Origin of the sequence: Rhizobium herbae, from assembly GCF_019511375.1 — a bacterium.
Classification (GTDB): Bacteria; Pseudomonadota; Alphaproteobacteria; order Rhizobiales; family Rhizobiaceae; genus Pararhizobium; species Pararhizobium herbae_A.
Window position 1 is genome coordinate 456,169 of the sequence record NZ_JAEUAO010000001.1, and the last position, 16,508, is coordinate 472,676.

14 protein-coding genes and 1 riboswitch are annotated in these 16,508 nt (G+C 61.4%); of the genes, 6 read left to right on the forward strand and 8 right to left on the reverse strand.

Annotated features, from left to right (window positions below; all coding sequences use genetic code 11):
• Positions 1-15: 15 nt before the first annotated feature.
• Positions 16-999 carry an N-acetyl-D-Glu racemase DgcA gene (gene dgcA, locus JNB71_RS02265; protein ID WP_220370213.1) on the forward strand — a complete coding sequence of 328 codons (984 nt, stop codon included), beginning with the start codon at positions 16-18 and terminating at the stop codon, positions 997-999.
• Here dgcA and JNB71_RS02270 read toward each other — a convergent pair.
• Positions 951-2,171 carry an MFS transporter gene (locus tag JNB71_RS02270; RefSeq protein ID WP_220370214.1) on the reverse strand — a complete coding sequence of 407 codons (1,221 nt, stop codon included), beginning with the start codon at positions 2,169-2,171 and terminating at the stop codon, positions 951-953. The genes dgcA and JNB71_RS02270 overlap by 49 nt on opposite strands.
• Before the next feature lie 92 nt (positions 2,172-2,263).
• Positions 2,264-3,103 (reverse strand): UDP-2,3-diacylglucosamine diphosphatase, encoded by an 840-nt coding sequence (locus JNB71_RS02275; protein WP_018324648.1) that lies wholly within the window; start codon positions 3,101-3,103, stop codon positions 2,264-2,266.
• Positions 3,104-3,303: 200 nt separating this feature from the next.
• On the opposite strand from JNB71_RS02275, the gene JNB71_RS02280 reads away from it, so the two are divergent.
• The 4 genes from JNB71_RS02280 to JNB71_RS02295 all read left to right on the forward strand — a co-directional run bounded on the left by JNB71_RS02280 (position 3,304) and on the right by JNB71_RS02295 (position 8,620).
• Complete coding sequence (locus JNB71_RS02280) at positions 3,304-5,616, forward strand: NADP-dependent malic enzyme (protein ID WP_220370215.1); 2,313 nt, start codon at positions 3,304-3,306, stop codon at positions 5,614-5,616.
• Between the two features lie 174 nt (positions 5,617-5,790).
• Positions 5,791-6,522 (forward strand): LuxR C-terminal-related transcriptional regulator, encoded by a 732-nt coding sequence (locus JNB71_RS02285; protein WP_220370216.1) that lies wholly within the window; start codon positions 5,791-5,793, stop codon positions 6,520-6,522.
• Between the two features lie 198 nt (positions 6,523-6,720).
• The gene (locus JNB71_RS02290) at positions 6,721-7,365 is read left to right on the forward strand and encodes an acyl-homoserine-lactone synthase (RefSeq protein ID WP_220370217.1); all 645 of its coding nucleotides are present in this window, start codon (positions 6,721-6,723) and stop codon (positions 7,363-7,365) included.
• Positions 7,366-7,477: 112 nt separating this feature from the next.
• A complete protein-coding gene (locus JNB71_RS02295) occupies positions 7,478-8,620 on the forward strand; it encodes a DUF2865 domain-containing protein (protein WP_431027933.1) in 1,143 nt (380 codons plus the stop codon).
• Here the strand turns inward: JNB71_RS02295 and bluB are convergent, their stop codons facing one another.
• From bluB to JNB71_RS02325, 6 genes are all read right to left on the reverse strand, one after another.
• Positions 8,621-9,313, reverse strand: a complete 693-nt coding sequence (gene bluB / locus JNB71_RS02300; RefSeq protein ID WP_220370219.1) for a 5,6-dimethylbenzimidazole synthase — start codon at positions 9,311-9,313, stop codon at positions 8,621-8,623.
• Positions 9,314-9,357: 44 nt separating this feature from the next.
• A riboswitch (cobalamin riboswitch) is annotated at positions 9,358-9,570 on the reverse strand.
• A gap of 41 nt (positions 9,571-9,611) precedes the next feature.
• The gene (locus tag JNB71_RS02305) at positions 9,612-10,433 is read right to left on the reverse strand and encodes an SDR family oxidoreductase (RefSeq protein WP_220370220.1); all 822 of its coding nucleotides are present in this window, start codon (positions 10,431-10,433) and stop codon (positions 9,612-9,614) included.
• Positions 10,434-10,461: 28 nt separating this feature from the next.
• Complete coding sequence (locus JNB71_RS02310) at positions 10,462-10,668, reverse strand: hypothetical protein (protein ID WP_220370221.1); 207 nt, start codon at positions 10,666-10,668, stop codon at positions 10,462-10,464.
• A 153-nt stretch (positions 10,669-10,821) separates the two neighbouring features.
• On the reverse strand, positions 10,822-11,571 hold the full coding sequence (locus tag JNB71_RS02315; RefSeq protein WP_220370222.1) for an NYN domain-containing protein: 750 nt from the start codon (positions 11,569-11,571) through the stop codon (positions 10,822-10,824).
• Positions 11,572-11,652: 81 nt separating this feature from the next.
• Positions 11,653-12,489 carry a TolB family protein gene (locus JNB71_RS02320; RefSeq protein ID WP_220370223.1) on the reverse strand — a complete coding sequence of 279 codons (837 nt, stop codon included), beginning with the start codon at positions 12,487-12,489 and terminating at the stop codon, positions 11,653-11,655.
• Positions 12,490-12,509: 20 nt separating this feature from the next.
• Positions 12,510-14,189, reverse strand: a complete 1,680-nt coding sequence (locus tag JNB71_RS02325) for an NAD+ synthase (RefSeq protein ID WP_220370224.1) — start codon at positions 14,187-14,189, stop codon at positions 12,510-12,512.
• Positions 14,190-14,478: 289 nt separating this feature from the next.
• Here JNB71_RS02325 and JNB71_RS02330 point away from each other — a divergent pair, with 289 nt between their 5' ends.
• Positions 14,479-16,419, forward strand: coding sequence for an LTA synthase family protein (locus JNB71_RS02330; RefSeq protein ID WP_220370225.1), 1,941 nt, complete (start codon positions 14,479-14,481; stop codon positions 16,417-16,419).
• Positions 16,420-16,508 lie beyond the last annotated feature (89 nt).

Consider the following 16,508-nt stretch of genomic DNA (forward strand, 5'->3'; position numbering starts at 1 on the left):
CCACAGGAGACACCGATGACCCGTTTGCTTGCCACTGCCGTCGAACACTTCCCGATCGCCGGAAGCTTCACGATTTCGCGCGGCAGCAAGACAACGGCCTCTGTGGTCACTTGCCGCATTTCAAAGGACGGCGCTGCCGGCATCGGCGAATGCGTGCCTTATGGTCGCTACGGCGAGACCATCGACAGCGTGATCGCCGAAATCGAAGCGATCCGTTCGGAAATCGAGGCGGACCTTGACCGCGAAGGCTTGCTGCGCGCCATGAAGGCCGGCGCGGCACGCAATGCCGTCGACTGCGCGCTCTGGGACCTTGAAGCGAAATCCTCCGGCAAACGCGCCTTTGCCCTTGCAGATCTCGCCGAACCGGCGCCGCTCACCACCGCTTATACCATCTCCCTTGGCGAGCCGGAGGCAATGGCAGCCCAGGCCGAGCGACACGCCCATCGGGCGCTGCTCAAGATCAAGGTGGGAACCGCCGACGATGCCTCCCGCATTCGCGCGGTGCGAGCAGCAGCCCCCGACAGCGCCATCATTCTCGATGCCAATGAGGGTTGGACGGAAGCCAATCTGGCCTATCATTTCGGCGTCTGCGCCGGAGAGGGCATCGCTCTGATCGAACAGCCCCTTCCCGCCGGTCACGATCGCCTGCTGGCGTCCGTGTCCCGTCCCGTTCCCGTTTGCGCCGACGAAAGCGTGCACAAGACCGAAGACCTGTCGAAACTGGCCGGGCTCTACGATGCCGTGAACATCAAACTCGACAAGACCGGCGGCCTGACGGAGGCGCTGCGCATGCGGGACGCGGCGCGCGCCCTGAACCTGAAGATCCTGGTCGGCTGCATGGTCGGCACTTCGCTGGCGATGGCGCCGGCCGTTCTGCTGGCACAAGGAGCCGAATTCGTCGATCTCGACGGCCCGCTGCTTCTTTCCCGCGACCGGGAGCCCGGCCTGCTTTACGAAGCCTCCAAGGTCTTTCCGCCGCTTGCAGCCCTCTGGGGCTGAAGAGACCAGGCCGCCAACACCGAGCCGCACCCGACAAGAGCGACCGCAGACATCGAATAGAAACCCTCAACGCCGAACCAGCTGTAAAAATAGCCGGAGGCAAAGGTGAAGATCGCCGTAAACACGCCGGTATAGAAGAAATACAGGCCTTGCGCAGAAGCCTCCTGCTCCTCCGGCACCCGCCGGACCAGCATGATCTGCATGCCCGTATGCATGATCGCGTAGGTGAAGGCGTGAAAACACTGCAGCACGAAATAGCCCCAGAAGCCGAGATCCATCGGGAAGATGATCCATCGCACGACCGCAAGGCCGCCGCCGGAAAAGATCATCGTCCACAGGCTGAAGCGCCGGATGATCGCCTTGGCGCAGGCAAACATCACCACTTCGGCTGCGACGCCGGCACTCCACAGCAGGCCGATCTGCGTGCCGCTGAAGCCGATATGCTGCCAATAGATCGCCGAGAAGGCAAACAGCATCGCATGACTGCCGTTGACCAGGGTCACGCCGATCAGAAGCATTTGCAGGTCGAGTTTGCGCAAGGCCTTTGGCGGCGGCTCCGTCAGCGTCGTCAGCGTCGAGGGACGCCGCGGCCGGCCGACGCGCGGCGCAATGAGGGTCAACAGGATCATCAGCAGGAAAGCGCAGGCCATGGCCGGCAACACCATGGCACCGCCATACACACCGATCATGACGCCGCCGAACATCGTCGCGCCGATAAAGGCAACGGAACCCCAGAGGCGCATGCTGGCGTAGTCGAATCCCCAGCGCCGCACGCCGGTCAGGGCAATCGCCTCGACGATTGGCAGATACGGCGAATAGACCCCGCCCTGCAACGCGTAGATGACCAGCACGAACCAGAAACTGTGGGACACGAACAGCGCCAGCGCCGTCAGCAGCGACAGCATCGCCGACCAGATCAGCACGCGGGCCCGCTCGCCGATCCTGTCCGCCAGAAGCCCGGCCAGCGGCGCCGTAATGACGCGTATGAACATCGGCACCGCGAGAACGATGCCGATTTCGAAATCGCTGAGCGACAGCGTGCTGAGCCATACCGGAAAATACGGCATGGCAAAACCATTGACGATCAATGGCGCGCAGAAGAGCAAGGCCATGCGCGGCACGAAATAGGCCGGCGCAACCTCTCGGTAAGGAGGCGGGGACGAGGGAATCATGGAGGGACCTGATTTATACGTCCATGATTTATCACAGCGCCGCCGAACGAAGCTAGAAGCTAGATTTCCCTACAGCCGTTGCGGCGCCGCTTCTATGCCGCCTGTTGCGAAAGTGCCCGCGCCATCATCGCTTCGACCTCGGTCGTATCCTCGCGAACGACAGGAACGCCGCTCAGCTCACGCCAGGTGATCAGTTCCATCGTGCCGTCGTGATGTTCGGCAATCGCCGTACAGCTTTCCACCCAGTCGCCGGTATTGATATAGCGAACACCGTCGATATCCTCCATCACCGCATGATGGATGTGACCGCAGATAACGCCATCGGCATTTTCGCGTCGCGCCTCATCGGCGACCACGCGCTGGAATTCGCCGATGAAATTGACCGCATGCTTGACCTGCAGCTTCGCCCAGGCCGAGAACGACCAGTAAGGCAGTCCGAGACGGCGGCGCACGGCCGACAGCCCGACATTGATGAGGATCGCCATGTCATAGGCCCAGTCACCGAGATAGGCGAGCAGCCGCGCATTGCGCACCACGACATCGAATTCATCGCCATGCAGCACCAGATATGTCTTGCCATCGGCGCCCTCGTGAATATGCCGTTGGGCAACCTCGATGCCGCCGAAATGCACGCCCGGAAAATCGCGCATGAATTCGTCGTGGTTGCCGGGTATGTAGATGATGCGGCTGCCCTTGCGGGCTTTGCGCAACAGCTTCTGCACAACATCGTTGCACGACTGGGGCCAGTACCAGCTGCGTTTCAGCCGCCAGCCGTCGACGATGTCGCCGACGAGGATGATCGTCTCGGCTTCCGTGACCCGCAGAAAATCCAGGAGATAGTCGGTCTTGGCAGCCTTCGATCCCAGATGCACATCGGAAATGAACAGGGTCCTGAAACGACGGACGGGCGGGTCTTGCTCTTTCTCGGTCATGCTGCCTCGCGGATCTATCGGGCCTCTCTTCCCCTGTCAAAAACAGACTCTTGTTTCAGGAGAATGACAGACGGTGGATAGTCATTTTTCGATTGAAACGGCTGTCGCGGAGAACCAGGGATAATCGGGCAGTTCCAAACTGTACGGGGCGTCCGTTTCGTGCAAAAAGAGCCTCGACGATAAGGTAGGGATTCACGAATATGAGCACTGGCGACAAGGCCAAGACCCCAACGGTTCCAGCAAGCGGCGAGCTCGACGAACAGGCGCTTTTCTTCCACCGCTATCCGCGCCCCGGCAAGCTCGAGATCCAGCCGACAAAACCGCTCGGCAACCAGCGTGACCTGGCACTCGCCTATTCGCCGGGCGTCGCGGCCCCGTGCCTCGCCATCCGCGACGATCCGTCCACGGCCGCCGACTACACGGCCCGCGCCAACCTGGTCGCCGTCGTTTCCAACGGCTCGGCCGTTCTCGGCCTTGGCAATATCGGCCCGCTCGCTTCCAAGCCCGTCATGGAAGGCAAGGCCGTCCTGTTCAAGAAGTTCGCCGGCATCGATGTGTTCGATATCGAGATAGATGCACCCGAAATCGACCAGATGGTCAATGTCGTGGCAGCGCTGGAACCTACCTTCGGTGGCATAAACCTTGAGGATATCAAGGCGCCGGAATGCTTCGAAGTCGAGCGCCAATTGCGCGAGACGATGGACATCCCGGTCTTCCACGATGACCAGCACGGTACCGCAATCATCGTTGCCGCCGCCATTCTCAACGGCCTTGAACTCGCCGGCAAGGATATCGCCAAGGCAAAGATCGTCACGTCGGGCGCAGGGGCTGCGGCCCTTGCTTGCCTCAACCTTCTCGTCAGGCTCGGCGCGCGGCGCGAAAACATCTGGGTTCACGATCTCGAAGGCCTCGTCTATGTCGGCCGCGAAGTGCTGATGGACCAGTGGAAGTCGATCTATGCGCAGGATAGTGCAAACCGGGTGCTCGCCGACAGTATCGCCGGTGCCGACGTCTTCCTCGGGCTCTCCGCAGCCGGCGTCCTGAAACCGGAACTCCTGGTGCAGATGGCCGAGAAGCCGCTGATCATGGCGCTTGCCAACCCCAATCCGGAAATCATGCCGGAAGTTGCCCGCGCTGCGCGTCCCGACGCGATGATCTGCACCGGCCGGTCGGACTTCCCCAACCAGGTCAACAACGTCCTGTGCTTCCCCTACATCTTCCGCGGCGCGCTCGATTGCGGCGCCCGCACGATCAACGAGGAAATGAAGATGGCCGCCGTGCGCGCTATCGCAGCGCTTGCCCGCGAAGAGCCGTCGGACGTCGCCGCGCGCGCCTATTCCGGCGAAACGCCGGTCTTCGGTCCGGACTACCTGATCCCCTCGCCGTTCGACCAGCGGCTGATCCTGCGCATTGCGCCGGCCGTCGCCAAGGCTGCCGCCGACACTGGCGTTGCCAACCGGCCGATCAACGATTTCGACGCCTATCTCGACCAGCTCAACCGCTTCGTCTTCCGATCAGGCTTCATCATGAAGCCGATCTTCGCCGCCGCCAAGAACGCCCAGAAGAATCGGGTAATCTTCTCCGAAGGCGAGGACGAGCGCGTGCTGCGCGCAGCCCAGGTGCTGCTCGAGGACGGCACGGCACGGCCGATCCTGATCGGCCGTCCGCACATCATCGAGACACGGCTGAAGCGCTACGGCCTGCGCATCCGGCCGGACACGGACTTCGAGGTCGTCAATCCGGAAGGCGATCCGCGCTTCCGCGATTATGTCGACGAGTATTTCTCGCTGGTCGGTCGCCTCGGCGTCATTCCGGAGGCTGCCCGCACGATCGTCAGAACCAACCAGACCGTCATCGGGGCTCTGGCCGTCCGGCGCGGCGAAGCCGATGCGCTGATATGCGGCGTCGAAGGCCGCTACAGCGCCCATCTGCGTGCCGTTTCTCAAATCATCGGCAAACGTGAAGGCGTGCTCGACTTCTCGGCGCTCAGCCTGTTGATCTCGCAGCGCGGCACGACCTTCCTTACCGATACTTACGTGACGTTTGACCCGACGGCCGAAGAGATCGCGCAGAAGACGGTCATGGCCGCCCAGGAAATCCGTCGCTTCGGTATCACGCCGCGCGCAGCCCTTGTCTCCCATTCGAATTTCGGATCGAGGGATTCCGACAGCGCCGCCAAGATGCGCAAGGCGATGCAGATGGTGCGCGAGCTCGCGCCGGACCTTGAAGCCGATGGCGAAATGCACGGTGATTCTGCGATTTCGGAGATCCTGCGCAAGCGCGTGATGCCAAACACCACGCTGACCGGCGAAGCCAACCTGCTCGTCTTCCCCAATCTCGATGCCGCCAACATTACACTCGGTGTCGTCCAGACCATGACCGACAGCCTGCATGTCGGGCCGATCCTTCTCGGTACTGCCCTGCCAGCGCACATCCTGTCGTCATCCGTCACCTCGCGCGGTGTCGTCAACATGGCGGCACTCGCGGTCGTCGAAGCCTCGCATCCGGCGTGAGGCAGATCGATTGAGCCGGACCACACCCGGCTCGATCGACACAATGGATCCGCTCAAAAACACAACTTTACGTTGAAAAACCTGGAAACTTTCCGTTAACCAAAGATTGCGCTAGACAAAGAGTATAAACAGTTATCATGGTAAAATACCTTTAAATAACAGGGTATTTGCAACATGACTGACCAACAGGCGTTCTTTGACCTGCTGGACATTATGGAAAACGAGAAACTCGTTGAAGCAAAACGGTTTTTCGCCCTGATGCGCAGCACTTTCAGTATTGCAAATCTACTTTACGCCGATGTTGATATATTAACATCGGGCTTCGTCGTGCACAGGCTCCACCATACGTTCAGCGTCAGCGCGGTCAGAACCTATCTCGATGAAGGATTTCTGCGGATCGATCCGGTCCTTCGCTCGATCATGAGTGGGGTCAGGCCGGTGGACTGGGCAACCGCCCGCGAGCTTCACCCCGAAAGCGAACCGCTCTTTCGCGCGCTGAAGCGGCTCGGGGCTGGGACCGACGGCGTGACCCTGCCGCTCGCGACACCGACGCGCCGCCTCGCCTTTCTCGCCATCCACGCCGATGTGCCCGCAGAAGAGTGGCCGGCTTATCGGCGCTGCCATCTGCGTGATTTCCAGCTGCTCGCCAATCTTTTTCATGCCTCCCTTCTGGAAAACGACGACCACCTCTCCGAGCACGGCGACAAGACACTGACACATCGGGAGACGGAAGTGCTCGGCTGGGCAGCGGCCGGCAAAAGCTATTGGGAAATCGGTACCATACTCGGCATCTCCGAACGCACCGTGCGCTTTTTCATGACCAATGCCCGCCGCAAGTTGAACGTTGTCTCCAACGCCCAGGCTGTCGCCCAGGCCGTCCGGCGCGATCTTATACCGACATTCTGACGCGACCGATGAGCGTCTCCCAGGCCGCTCCCCATCCCTTCCCCAAGCCGGAATCGCCACCTCAGTGCGTCCAAAAGGACGCACTGGATTTCACCATATAGCGACGTGCATCCGAAACCTGTCACTACCGACAGTTTTGCCGGCCGCCGATCACTGACAGCATTTGCCCCTCGCATTGGCGATTACAGGAGCAAAAAAATGATCAGGATCTTTAACCGCAACAGCCGCAAACAGTTTCCCCAGGACATCGACGCCATGTTCAGGCTGCGCAAGCGTGTTTTCCACGATCTGCTGAAATGGGATGTGTCGGTACGCGGCGACTGGGAGATCGACCACTACGACGACGCCAACCCGCTTTATGTCCTGTCCTATTCGGACGAGACAGGAATGCTGCGCGGCGCGCTGAGGCTGCTTCCGACACTGGGGCCGAACATGCTCGACGACACCTTCCCGATCCTGCTCGGCGACAATCCGGAGATTCGCAGCGCCGCCATCTGGGAATCCAGCCGATTCTGCATCGATCCGACGATCTCGCAGGATCGTGGCTCCAACCACGTAACCATCGCCGCGGCGGAGCTGATGTGCGGTGTCGGAGAACTCGGACTGTCCTCCGGCCTCAGCCATATCGTCACCGTAACGGACGTTTTCCTGGAGCGGATGTTCCGCCGCATGGGCTGCCCGGGGGAGCGCATCGGCGAACCGCAGCGCATCGGTTCGGTCCATGCCGTCGCCGTCGCCTGGGAGGTAACGACCGAACTGCTGGAGACGATGAAAGCCGTTGCCGAAATCGGTGGATCGGTTCTCGAAAGGCCGATGTCGCTCGAACACGCTCGCGCGGCCTGACGCCGGCCCCGGAGGGCGGCAACCGCGGCTCTCCGGCCACATCGGCGGACGTTCCTCGGGCTGGCGTTAACGCTGGCGAGCAGACTGCGTTGCGCCTCTTTCGAATGGCGGTATGATAGGCACATGGCTGGGAGCGCGGAAAGCCCGCGCCCGCTGGATTGCCACTTCGCTCAGACGAGAGAAAACAGTGATTTTCCGATCGGTTCGCTTCGCGGCGCTCATCGCTCCGCTTGTTTTGGTCATGGCGGCAACGGCCGACGCCTCGAGGGTGTGCGAACGGCTGAATGCGCGGCTGTCCAATCTGCCGAAGGTCGTCGCCTCCAATGCCAATCTGCGCGACTATGCCGCGGCCATTTCACGGCAGAATCTCGAACTGCGCAAGGCGCGCAGCGACCGGCGACGTCTTGGATGCAGTTCCGGCAGCGTATTTGTCGTCGGTGGCCCGAACGACGAGGCCTGCGCAAGTCTGGACTCGTTGATCGATCGGATGGAGATGGATCTCGAAACGCTGAAGGCCCGCCGCCATGTCGCCGCCGGCGGTGACATCGAGATCAGCCGTCGCCGGATCATGAATGCCCTCGAGGTCAATCGCTGCGCCGAGGAGCAGGACGAGATCCTGAGAGCGGCGGCGGCGGAACCCGAAATCCACCGCAACATCCTCAGAGACCTGCCGCCGATCAGCGGCAGCGACCCGGCCTTGCGCGACGGTGCCGATTTCTCCGGTATTACCGACCCGGGCGATGGCTATGGCGGCAGCCTGCGGACATTGTGCGTTCGCACCTGCGACGGCGCATTCTTCCCGATCTCGTCGAGCGCCACGCCCGCCGATTTCCAGCGTGATGCCGAGGCTTGCCAGCGCCGATGCCCGGGTGCGCAAACAGCGCTCTACTACCATGCGCTTGAGACCGAAGAGACTGATCAGATGGTCTCGGCGTCGACGGGCGAGCCTTACAGCGAGCTGCCGACGGCTTTCGCCTATAAGACACGGGACTTCGGCAAACCCGGCCAGTGCGGCTGTGCACCCGCCCGGCAGGCCGTAACGCATCAGAGCACGCCGGCAGATGCCAGCGGCGTTGTTGAAATCCGGACCCGCAAGGCTGACAAGGCCCCGGCAAAGGCGACGATTGCCGACCGTCCCTATGACCCGCAGAACACCAGGGTACGCGTTGTCGGACCGCGCTTCCTGCCTCAGGAATCGTCGATCGACCTGAAGCATCCGACCGGCCCCGCATACCAGCCGCAGCAGACCAACTGATCAAGCGCCCTGTTTGATGCCCCAAGCATCGGCAAAGACCAGTTCGTCGAGCGGCACGCGCTGCCGCCAGCCCCTGACGGCCAACTCGGGTTCCACGTAGAGCTGATCGACATAGCCAAGGCAAAGCCAGGCAATGATCTCGATGTGATCGGGTATGCCGAGCACCGCCTTGACGTCTTGTTCATGGAAAATGCTGACCCAGCCGACCCCCACACCTTCCGCCCGCGCGGCAAGCCAGAGGTTCTGCACCGCGCAAACCGTCGAAAACGCATCCATGCGCGGATTATGCGTCCGGCCGAGAACGACCTTGCCGGCGCGGGTCGGGTCGCAGGTGATGCACAGGCTCACCGGCGCCTTGCGGATGCCCTCGAGCTTGAGCGAGCGGTAGGTGTCGCGTGCGGCGCCCTCGAACATCAGCGCCGCCTCCTCATTGGCCCGCTGAAAGGCTTCGAACACCTTCCGGCGCCTGTCTTCATCGCGCACGACAATGAAGTTCCATGGCTGCATGAAGCCGACGGATGGCGCGCTGTGGGCGGCGGCAAGCAGCCGCGCGATCACATCGTCCGGCAGCGGTGTCGGAAGGAACTGATCGCGCACGTCGCGGCGGGTTTCGATGACGCGATAGACGGCGGCGCGCTCGTCCGGTGAAAATGCCTCCGCCCTTACAAGGCGGTCTTGCGGTTCCATTTGCATCGTTTGCTCCCCAACAATGCGAAACCTCCCGCCGTCCGCGCGGGGCTGGTCTATCTCGTCAGGCCGGTCTTCTGACTGCGGATCAACCCGTCTTGCCGCCTTCCCAAATCACGCGAGGATTCAGTGGCACATTTCTGAAAAAATTCAGAAATTCAATGTAGCAAGACAGTCCCCGTCACAGCGTTGGGCACGTTCCGGATTTTCGCCGAATTCCCGATTCTCCCGTTTTCACGGGCACCTGAACTGTCGTGATAAAGGCATAGCGGGCCGCCGAATGCAAGCGGCCCGCCAATACGACTTACAGGGCGGCAACCGGATGCGGCGAGCCGTCGTAAGCGCCCCAGATCGACTGATCGAAGCAGATGACAGAGCCGGTCATCAGGCCGGATTCCGCCGACGACAGATAGGCGCAGGCCCGCGCCACCTCGGCGGGATCAACCAGCCGGCCAAAGGGCTGGCTCGCCGCCGCCTTTTCCAGCCAGTCCCTGGCCGCGCCATGAAATTCGCGCTGGATGCGATCCTCGCCTTCCGTCGCCATCCAGCCGATGTTGAGCCCATTGACGCGAATGCGGTTGCGCAGCACCGCATAGGCGGTGTTCTTGGTCAGCGTTTCCAGCGCCCCCTTGGAGGCGCAATAGGCCGCGATGAACGGCTGGCCGGCCTTGGCCGACATCGAGCCGATATTGACGATGGTACCCTCGATATGTTCCCGCCGCATGATCCTGATCGTCTCCTGCATCAGGAAGAACGGCGCACGCACGTTGACGGCGAACATGCGGTCGAACAGTTCCGGGCTTGTATCGAGGATGGTGCCGCGATCGGTAATCGCAGCCGCATTCACCAGTGCATCGACACGGCCGAACTCGGCGTCACAGGCCGCGACGACCTTGCGGGCATCCTCCACCTCGCCGAGATCCGCCTGCACGTAGATTACTTTCGCGCCGGTCGCCTTGCCGATCTCGGCCGCCTTGGCCTCGCCTTTCCTGGTATTGCGCCCGCAGATGACGATGCCCGCGGCACCCCGTTCGGCAAACAGGGTCGCAATCGTCGCCCCAAGCCCCTGTGTGCCGCCGGTCACGATAGCGATCTTGCCGTCGAGGCGGCCATAATCCTTGCTCATTCCGTTTCCTCCGTTTTCAGTTGATTCGTCAAAAACGTCCGCCCGGAAACTGGCCGGACGTCTGCCATGCCGGCTGCGCTGCCGTCAGTTTCTTTTTCTCGACGCCCGCTGCGTGTGGATAGTCGCCAATCTGCGTCGTCCGCTCCACCTCGCGTCGGAAATCCTCCAGATCGCAGGCTGATTGCGTCAGCCACACCCGGTCCGCCCGCTGTTTCCAGGCATCGTCGGTTTTCATCGTTTTCCTCCGCCGGATGCCGTTCGATGGCCTGACTATACGGGCCACCTCCCGGCGGTGGAAGTGATCACTCCGCGCAACATAGCTGCAAGGGTTCGTTAGATCGCCCGACGCGATCATGGCCATGATTGGCACAGGCGGGCGATGCGGCCTTTAAGAAAGGGACGCGGACATCATTGCGATCCCGGGCCTCACGCGGACGACGTCAATCTCTCGATGTCGTTGCAATTCGAGCGACGGCTCCTGACGAAGAAGCTTCTTCAAACCGGCTGAGCCATACGACTTCACTGTGAAGTTCGGCTCAACTTCGCGCAGCGCCACTCCCAGCGCACAAAGTGAAACCCATCCGTCGCCTTCGCCAGCACCCAGTCTTTTGAAGGCCTTGCTCAAAAGTGGCAGCGACATCATTTGCTTGGCCGGCTGATCCCGCGGTTTCGCTGGAGGCTTCGAGGTTGTTGCAGCCGGAGCGGTTGCCTGCTGGCCGACAATGTGGAACGCATCGCAGCTTTCACGAAACGATGCGGATGCCGGCTTCGCGCCGATGCCCACGACAAGCTTGCCGGCTCCACGCAGATAGATGGCAAGTGGCGTGAAATCACCATCCGAGGACACAAGACAGAAAACATCAACCCTGTCGGCAAGCATCAGTTCCACCGCGTCGATCGTCATGCGAATGTCGCTGAAATTCTTGGCCTTGTTCGGGCTTGAAACCTGGATGGTGTCGACCGCATAGGGCGCTGCTGCCACAAGCCAGCCTGAGCATCTTCCTTGCGCAAAATCGCCGTAAGCGCGGCGTGTCACCGTCGCTCCATATGCGCCGGCTTCCCGCAGAACGGGCGGGGCGAAATCTCCGGGCACATTTTCCGCATCGATCAGTACGGCCACTCGGTGATGAATGGGCATTTCCCGTTCCCCTGTTTTAGAAACAATAGGATCAGGAATGATTGCGTACAAGGGTCAGACACAACCGCCGAAAGGCGTATTTTATACCTCTCGAGGCACCGGCTGATACCGCACGAAGGCGAACGCCTTGCCGTCGGGCGACCAGTTGGGCACGTTGATGGTGCCCTGCCCGCCGAACAGCTCGAACAGGACGCGGGCATTGCCACCGTCGGGATCCATCAACCGCAGCCGCACGTCAAGGTCGCGCGGATGGTCGAAGACCTCGCCGTCATAGGACAGCACGAGCAGGTGCTTTCCGTCGGGCGACGGATGCGGAAACCAATCGCCGAATTCACTGTCGGTGATGCGCATGACATCCGAACCGTCCGGGCGAACACGCCAGATCTGCATGCGCCCCGTCCGGCTTGAGTTGAAGTAGATCCACTCGCCGTCATGGCTGTAGTCGGGCCCGTCGTTGCGGCCCTCGCCAAAGGTCAGTCGCGTTTCGTCGCCGCCGTCGACCGGGATCGTGTAGATATCGAACACCTGGTCGCGGATACCGCAATAGGCAAGCGTCTTTCCATCCGGCGACCAGCCGTGCCAGTAGGACGGCCTGTTCTGCGTTATCTGTCTCGGCTGGCCGCCCGTCGCCGGAAGCGTATAGATGGTGGAGGCGCCGTACTGCGTCTTGTCGCTGATGACGATCGTCTTGCCGTCGGGCGAGATGCCGTGGTCGTTGTTGCAGGTGCGGGCAAAGCCGGTGTCGATCAACGCCGGCTCGCCACCCGCAAGCGGCAGCCGGTAGAGCAGCCCGTCGCCATTGATGACGAGCGACCGTCCGTCCGGCGACCAGTTCGGCGCCTCGACCAGTTGTTCCGTCTGCCAGACGACCCGGCTTTCGCCGGTCTCAAGCGTATGGATTTCGACCGAACTGCGCATGTCGCCTCCTGCTTCCTCGTTTACCGGTCGCGAAAGCGGTTGGTGATCGGGTAGCGGCGGTCGCGGCCGAAATTCTTCCTTGTGATCTTCACCCCCGGCGCCGACTGGCGGCGCTTGTATTCGGCGATATAGAGCAGATGCTCAATCCTGTGCACGGTCGCCTCGTCATGGCCGCGCGCAACGATCTCCTCGGTACTCATCTCCTTTTCGACGAGGCATTCGAGAATGTCGTCAAGCACCGGATAGGGCGGCAGTGAATCCTGGTCGGTCTGGTTCGGGCGCAGTTCTGCCGACGGCGCCTTGTCGATGATGTTCTTCGGGATGACCTCGCCGGAGGGACCGAGCGCACCGGGCGGCACCGTCGTATTGCGCCAGCGCGCCAGGCTGTAGACCTGCATCTTGTAGAGGTCCTTGATCGGATTGAAGCCCCCGTTCATGTCGCCGTAAAGGGTTGCATAGCCGACCGACATTTCCGACTTGTTGCCGGTCGTCACCACCATCGAACCAAACTTGTTGGAAAGCGCCATCAGGATGGTTCCGCGGGTGCGGCTTTGCAGGTTTTCCTCGGTGATGCCCTGCTCCGTACCCTCGAACATCTCCGAAAGCGCGCCCAGGAAGCCCTGCACCGGTTCCTCGATCGGCACGACGTCATAGCGGCAGCCGAGCGCCTTGGCGCATTCCTCCGCATCCTTGAACGAATCCGAGGACGTATAGCGGTAGGGCAGCATCACCGTGCGCACCCGCTCCTCACCGAGCGCATCGACCGCAAGTGCCGCACAGATCGCCGAGTCGATACCGCCCGAGAGGCCGAGCACGACGTTCTTGAACCCGTTCTTGTTGACGTAGTCACGGAAGCCGAGCATGCAGGCGCGGTAGTCCGCCTCCTCCTGCTGCGGCAGACGCGACATCATTCCTTGCGGGCAAACCCAGCCCTCACTGGTCCGGCTCCATTCGGAGACGGATATGCCCTCTTCGAACTGGCTCATCTGGAAAGCGAGCTGCCGATCGGCATTGAAGGCGAAGCTCGCGCCATCGAAGACCAGCTCGTCCTGGCCCCCGAGCTGATTGGCGAAGATCATCGGCAGGCCGGTCTCAATCACCTGGCGGAGCACGACCTGGTGGCGCACGTCGATCTTGCCGCGATAATAGGGCGAACCGTTGGGCACGAGCAGCATTTCTGCGCCGCTTTCCGCCAGCGTTTCGCAGATCCCCATGTCGTTCCAGATTTCCTCGCAGATCGGAATGCCGAGCCGCACGCCGCGAAAATTGACCGGTCCCGGCATCGCGCCCTCGGTAAAGACCCGCTTTTCGTCGAATTCGCCGTAATTCGGCAGATCGACCTTGTCGCGAACGACCAGAACCTGTCCGCCGTCGAGAACGGCGACAGAGTTGTGGCGCCCCGTTTCGCCCTGGCGCGGAAAACCGACGATGACACCCGGCCCGCCATCCGCCGTGTCGGCGGCAAGCGCATCGACCGCCTTCTGGCATGCCTTGAGAAAGGCCGGCTTCAGGACCAGATCCTCCGGCGGATAGCCCGAGATGAAGAGTTCCGTCAGGAGAAGCAGGTCGGCCCCGCTGCGGGCCGCGTCGGCGCGCGCCTCGCGTGCTTTCGCTAAATTGCCGGCGACATCGCCGACAGCCGGGTTGAGCTGGGCAACGGCGATGCGGAACGTGGTCGAAATGGTCTTTTGCGCGGTCATCAAACAGGCCCGTACTGAATTTTCCTATCGCGGATGCAGCAACAACCGCGCAGAGATATCTAACGCATTCCGCGCCAAAAAAACCCGTGCCTGTCGTGAAAATGGAAAAAAAGCGTCCGCGTTGATTTCAGTCCGTTGACACAACCACATGGCGCGTCGGCACGCGGTTTTCACGCCAGGGAACCCCTAAAAATTGCGCCAGCAAGCCTTAACACACTCATTCATCCCCCGTTCAACATGACGCCTGTATGACATTGAGACGACAGTTTTATGAAAATTGGAGAAGGCCTTGGCCAGTTTCGAATCGGCAGTGCGCGCTGCCACCGCCACCGAGGTCTACGGCCCGCAAATCGCTTTCGGCGCCCGCTACAACAGGGCGCTGTCGATCGCGGGCCGCCTTTCCCTATCTCTGCTTCTGTCTATGGCGCTGATCTTCGCGATCGAATGGATCACCCGCGATTCGGCGTCCGAGTCGCTATCGTACTTCCTTGATCCGATGCGCCCGGCCTGGACGACGGCCGGCATTTTCTTCCTCCTCTTTCTTGCAGTCGATGCTGCGTTCGGACGGGAAAACTACAGCGTCATCCTGATTGCGCCGCTGGCGCTGATCCCGGCTCTGGTCAGCCGCCAGAAGCAGATTTTCCTCTCCGACCCGCTCTATCCGACAGACTTCTTGTTCGGCCGACAGATCATGGAACTGATGCCCGTTCTGGTGCGGGACCGCCCCTGGACCGCGGTCGGCATCGTCATCGGTCTCGTCGTCTCGATCACTGGCCTGATCTGGCTTTCCCATTTTGCCTGGCGGCGTTTTCCGGTGATGACGCGCCGCCAGCGGCTGACCCGGCTGGCGGTGGCCCTGCCGCTGCTCGCGTCCTTCTACCACATCATGGACTACAACAATTTCTCGTGGATCCGTGACCGGCTGAAGGTCATTCCGATCATGTGGGACCAGACGGAAAACTATCGCCACAACGGCTTCGTCATGGCTTTCGCCCTCAACCTGCCGATGGCCAACGTCACGGCACCGGCCGGCTATATGGCCGATGCCATCGACAAGATCCCGACGAAGCCGGTGCCGGCCGGAACGACGCATCGCGGCAAGCCGGATGTCATCGTGCTGATGAGCGAGTCCTTCTGGGATCCGACGCGCCTGCCGAACGTCAAGCTGTCGCCCGATCCGATGCCGACCATTCGCAAGATGCAGTCCGGCAACGTGTTCTCGCCGGAGTTCGGCGGTATGACCGCCAATGTGGAATTCGAAGCACTGACCGGCTTTTCGAATGCCTTCCTGCCCTATGGCAGCATTCCCTACCAGCAGTACATCCGCAACCCGATCCCGTCGCTTGCCACCTTCTTCCGTGGCGAAGGATATGTTGCGCGTGCCGTTCATCCGTTCCAGAAATGGTTCTGGAACCGCAGCGCCGTCTACAAGGCCTTCGGCTTCGAGCAGTTCAAATCCGAAGAGAACATGCCGGTGATGCAGAAGCGCGGCATCTTCGCCTCGGATGAATCGCTGACCAAGGAGATCATCCGCCAAGCAGATCAACTGCGCGATCCGTTCTTCTTCTTCACCGTCACGCTGCAGGGCCATGGCCCCTATGAAGCCAACCGCTACGCAAGGAATACCATCAAGGTCGAAGGAAACCTTCCGGAGGCCGACAGGCAGGTCCTGGCGACCTATGCGCAAGGTATCAAGGAAGCCGACGACAGCCTGAAGATGCTGATGAAATGGGCGAGGAAGCGCGACCGCGAGACGATCATCGTGCTTTTCGGCGACCATCTGCCGCCGCTAAACACGGTCTACCCGAACACCGGCTACATGAACGACGTCACGGCCTCGCGCAAGGGCTCGCTCGAGCAGATGAAGGACCAGCACGAGACACCGTTGGTCGTCTGGTCGAACAAGACCGGCCCGGTCAAGGATATCGGCACGATCAGCCCGGCCTTCCTGTCCTATCATATCCTCAAGCAGGGCGGCTTCGAGCATCCCTATTACACGGGTTTCCTCGGCAACGTCTTTGACCAGTATCACGTCATCGATCGCTATATGCTCATAGATGACGCCGGCAAGGACACCGCCGCATGGTCGCGGCAGAAGACCACGCCGCCCCTTATCCGCGACTATCGCTTCCTGCAGCACGACATGATGTTCGGTAAGCGGTTCGGAACCGACCGGTTCTTCCAGTCGCACGCGGATCTGTTTGCGAACGCCATTGCGGCTGCTCCCTAGCTAGGCATTTCCCAGCCCGCAGGCCTGGTCCGCGTTGGAAAGGTCGTCGATGTGTCAGAGGCGGCGACCGGCGGCAATTCTTCCACGGC

What these genes read in the sequence shown, in the direction of transcription:
- JNB71_RS02320 (WP_220370223.1), bottom strand. Translation starts at nt 12,489, where the DNA reads ATGCGCAGTTCGGTCGAAATCCATACGCTTGAGACCGGCGAAAGCCGG.
- JNB71_RS02280 (WP_220370215.1), top strand. Translation starts at nt 3,304, where the DNA reads ATGAGCACTGGCGACAAGGCCAAGACCCCAACGGTTCCAGCAAGCGGC.
- JNB71_RS02325 (WP_220370224.1), bottom strand. Translation starts at nt 14,189, where the DNA reads ATGACCGCGCAAAAGACCATTTCGACCACGTTCCGCATCGCCGTTGCC.
- JNB71_RS02295 (WP_431027933.1), top strand. Translation starts at nt 7,478, where the DNA reads ATGATAGGCACATGGCTGGGAGCGCGGAAAGCCCGCGCCCGCTGGATT.
- JNB71_RS02275 (WP_018324648.1), bottom strand. Translation starts at nt 3,103, where the DNA reads ATGACCGAGAAAGAGCAAGACCCGCCCGTCCGTCGTTTCAGGACCCTG.
- bluB (WP_220370219.1), bottom strand. Translation starts at nt 9,313, where the DNA reads ATGCAAATGGAACCGCAAGACCGCCTTGTAAGGGCGGAGGCATTTTCA.
- JNB71_RS02305 (WP_220370220.1), bottom strand. Translation starts at nt 10,433, where the DNA reads ATGAGCAAGGATTATGGCCGCCTCGACGGCAAGATCGCTATCGTGACC.
- JNB71_RS02310 (WP_220370221.1), bottom strand. Translation starts at nt 10,668, where the DNA reads ATGAAAACCGACGATGCCTGGAAACAGCGGGCGGACCGGGTGTGGCTG.
- JNB71_RS02285 (WP_220370216.1), top strand. Translation starts at nt 5,791, where the DNA reads ATGACTGACCAACAGGCGTTCTTTGACCTGCTGGACATTATGGAAAAC.
- JNB71_RS02315 (WP_220370222.1), bottom strand. Translation starts at nt 11,571, where the DNA reads ATGCCCATTCATCACCGAGTGGCCGTACTGATCGATGCGGAAAATGTG.
- JNB71_RS02290 (WP_220370217.1), top strand. Translation starts at nt 6,721, where the DNA reads ATGATCAGGATCTTTAACCGCAACAGCCGCAAACAGTTTCCCCAGGAC.
- dgcA (WP_220370213.1), top strand. Translation starts at nt 16, where the DNA reads ATGACCCGTTTGCTTGCCACTGCCGTCGAACACTTCCCGATCGCCGGA.
- JNB71_RS02270 (WP_220370214.1), bottom strand. Translation starts at nt 2,171, where the DNA reads ATGATTCCCTCGTCCCCGCCTCCTTACCGAGAGGTTGCGCCGGCCTAT.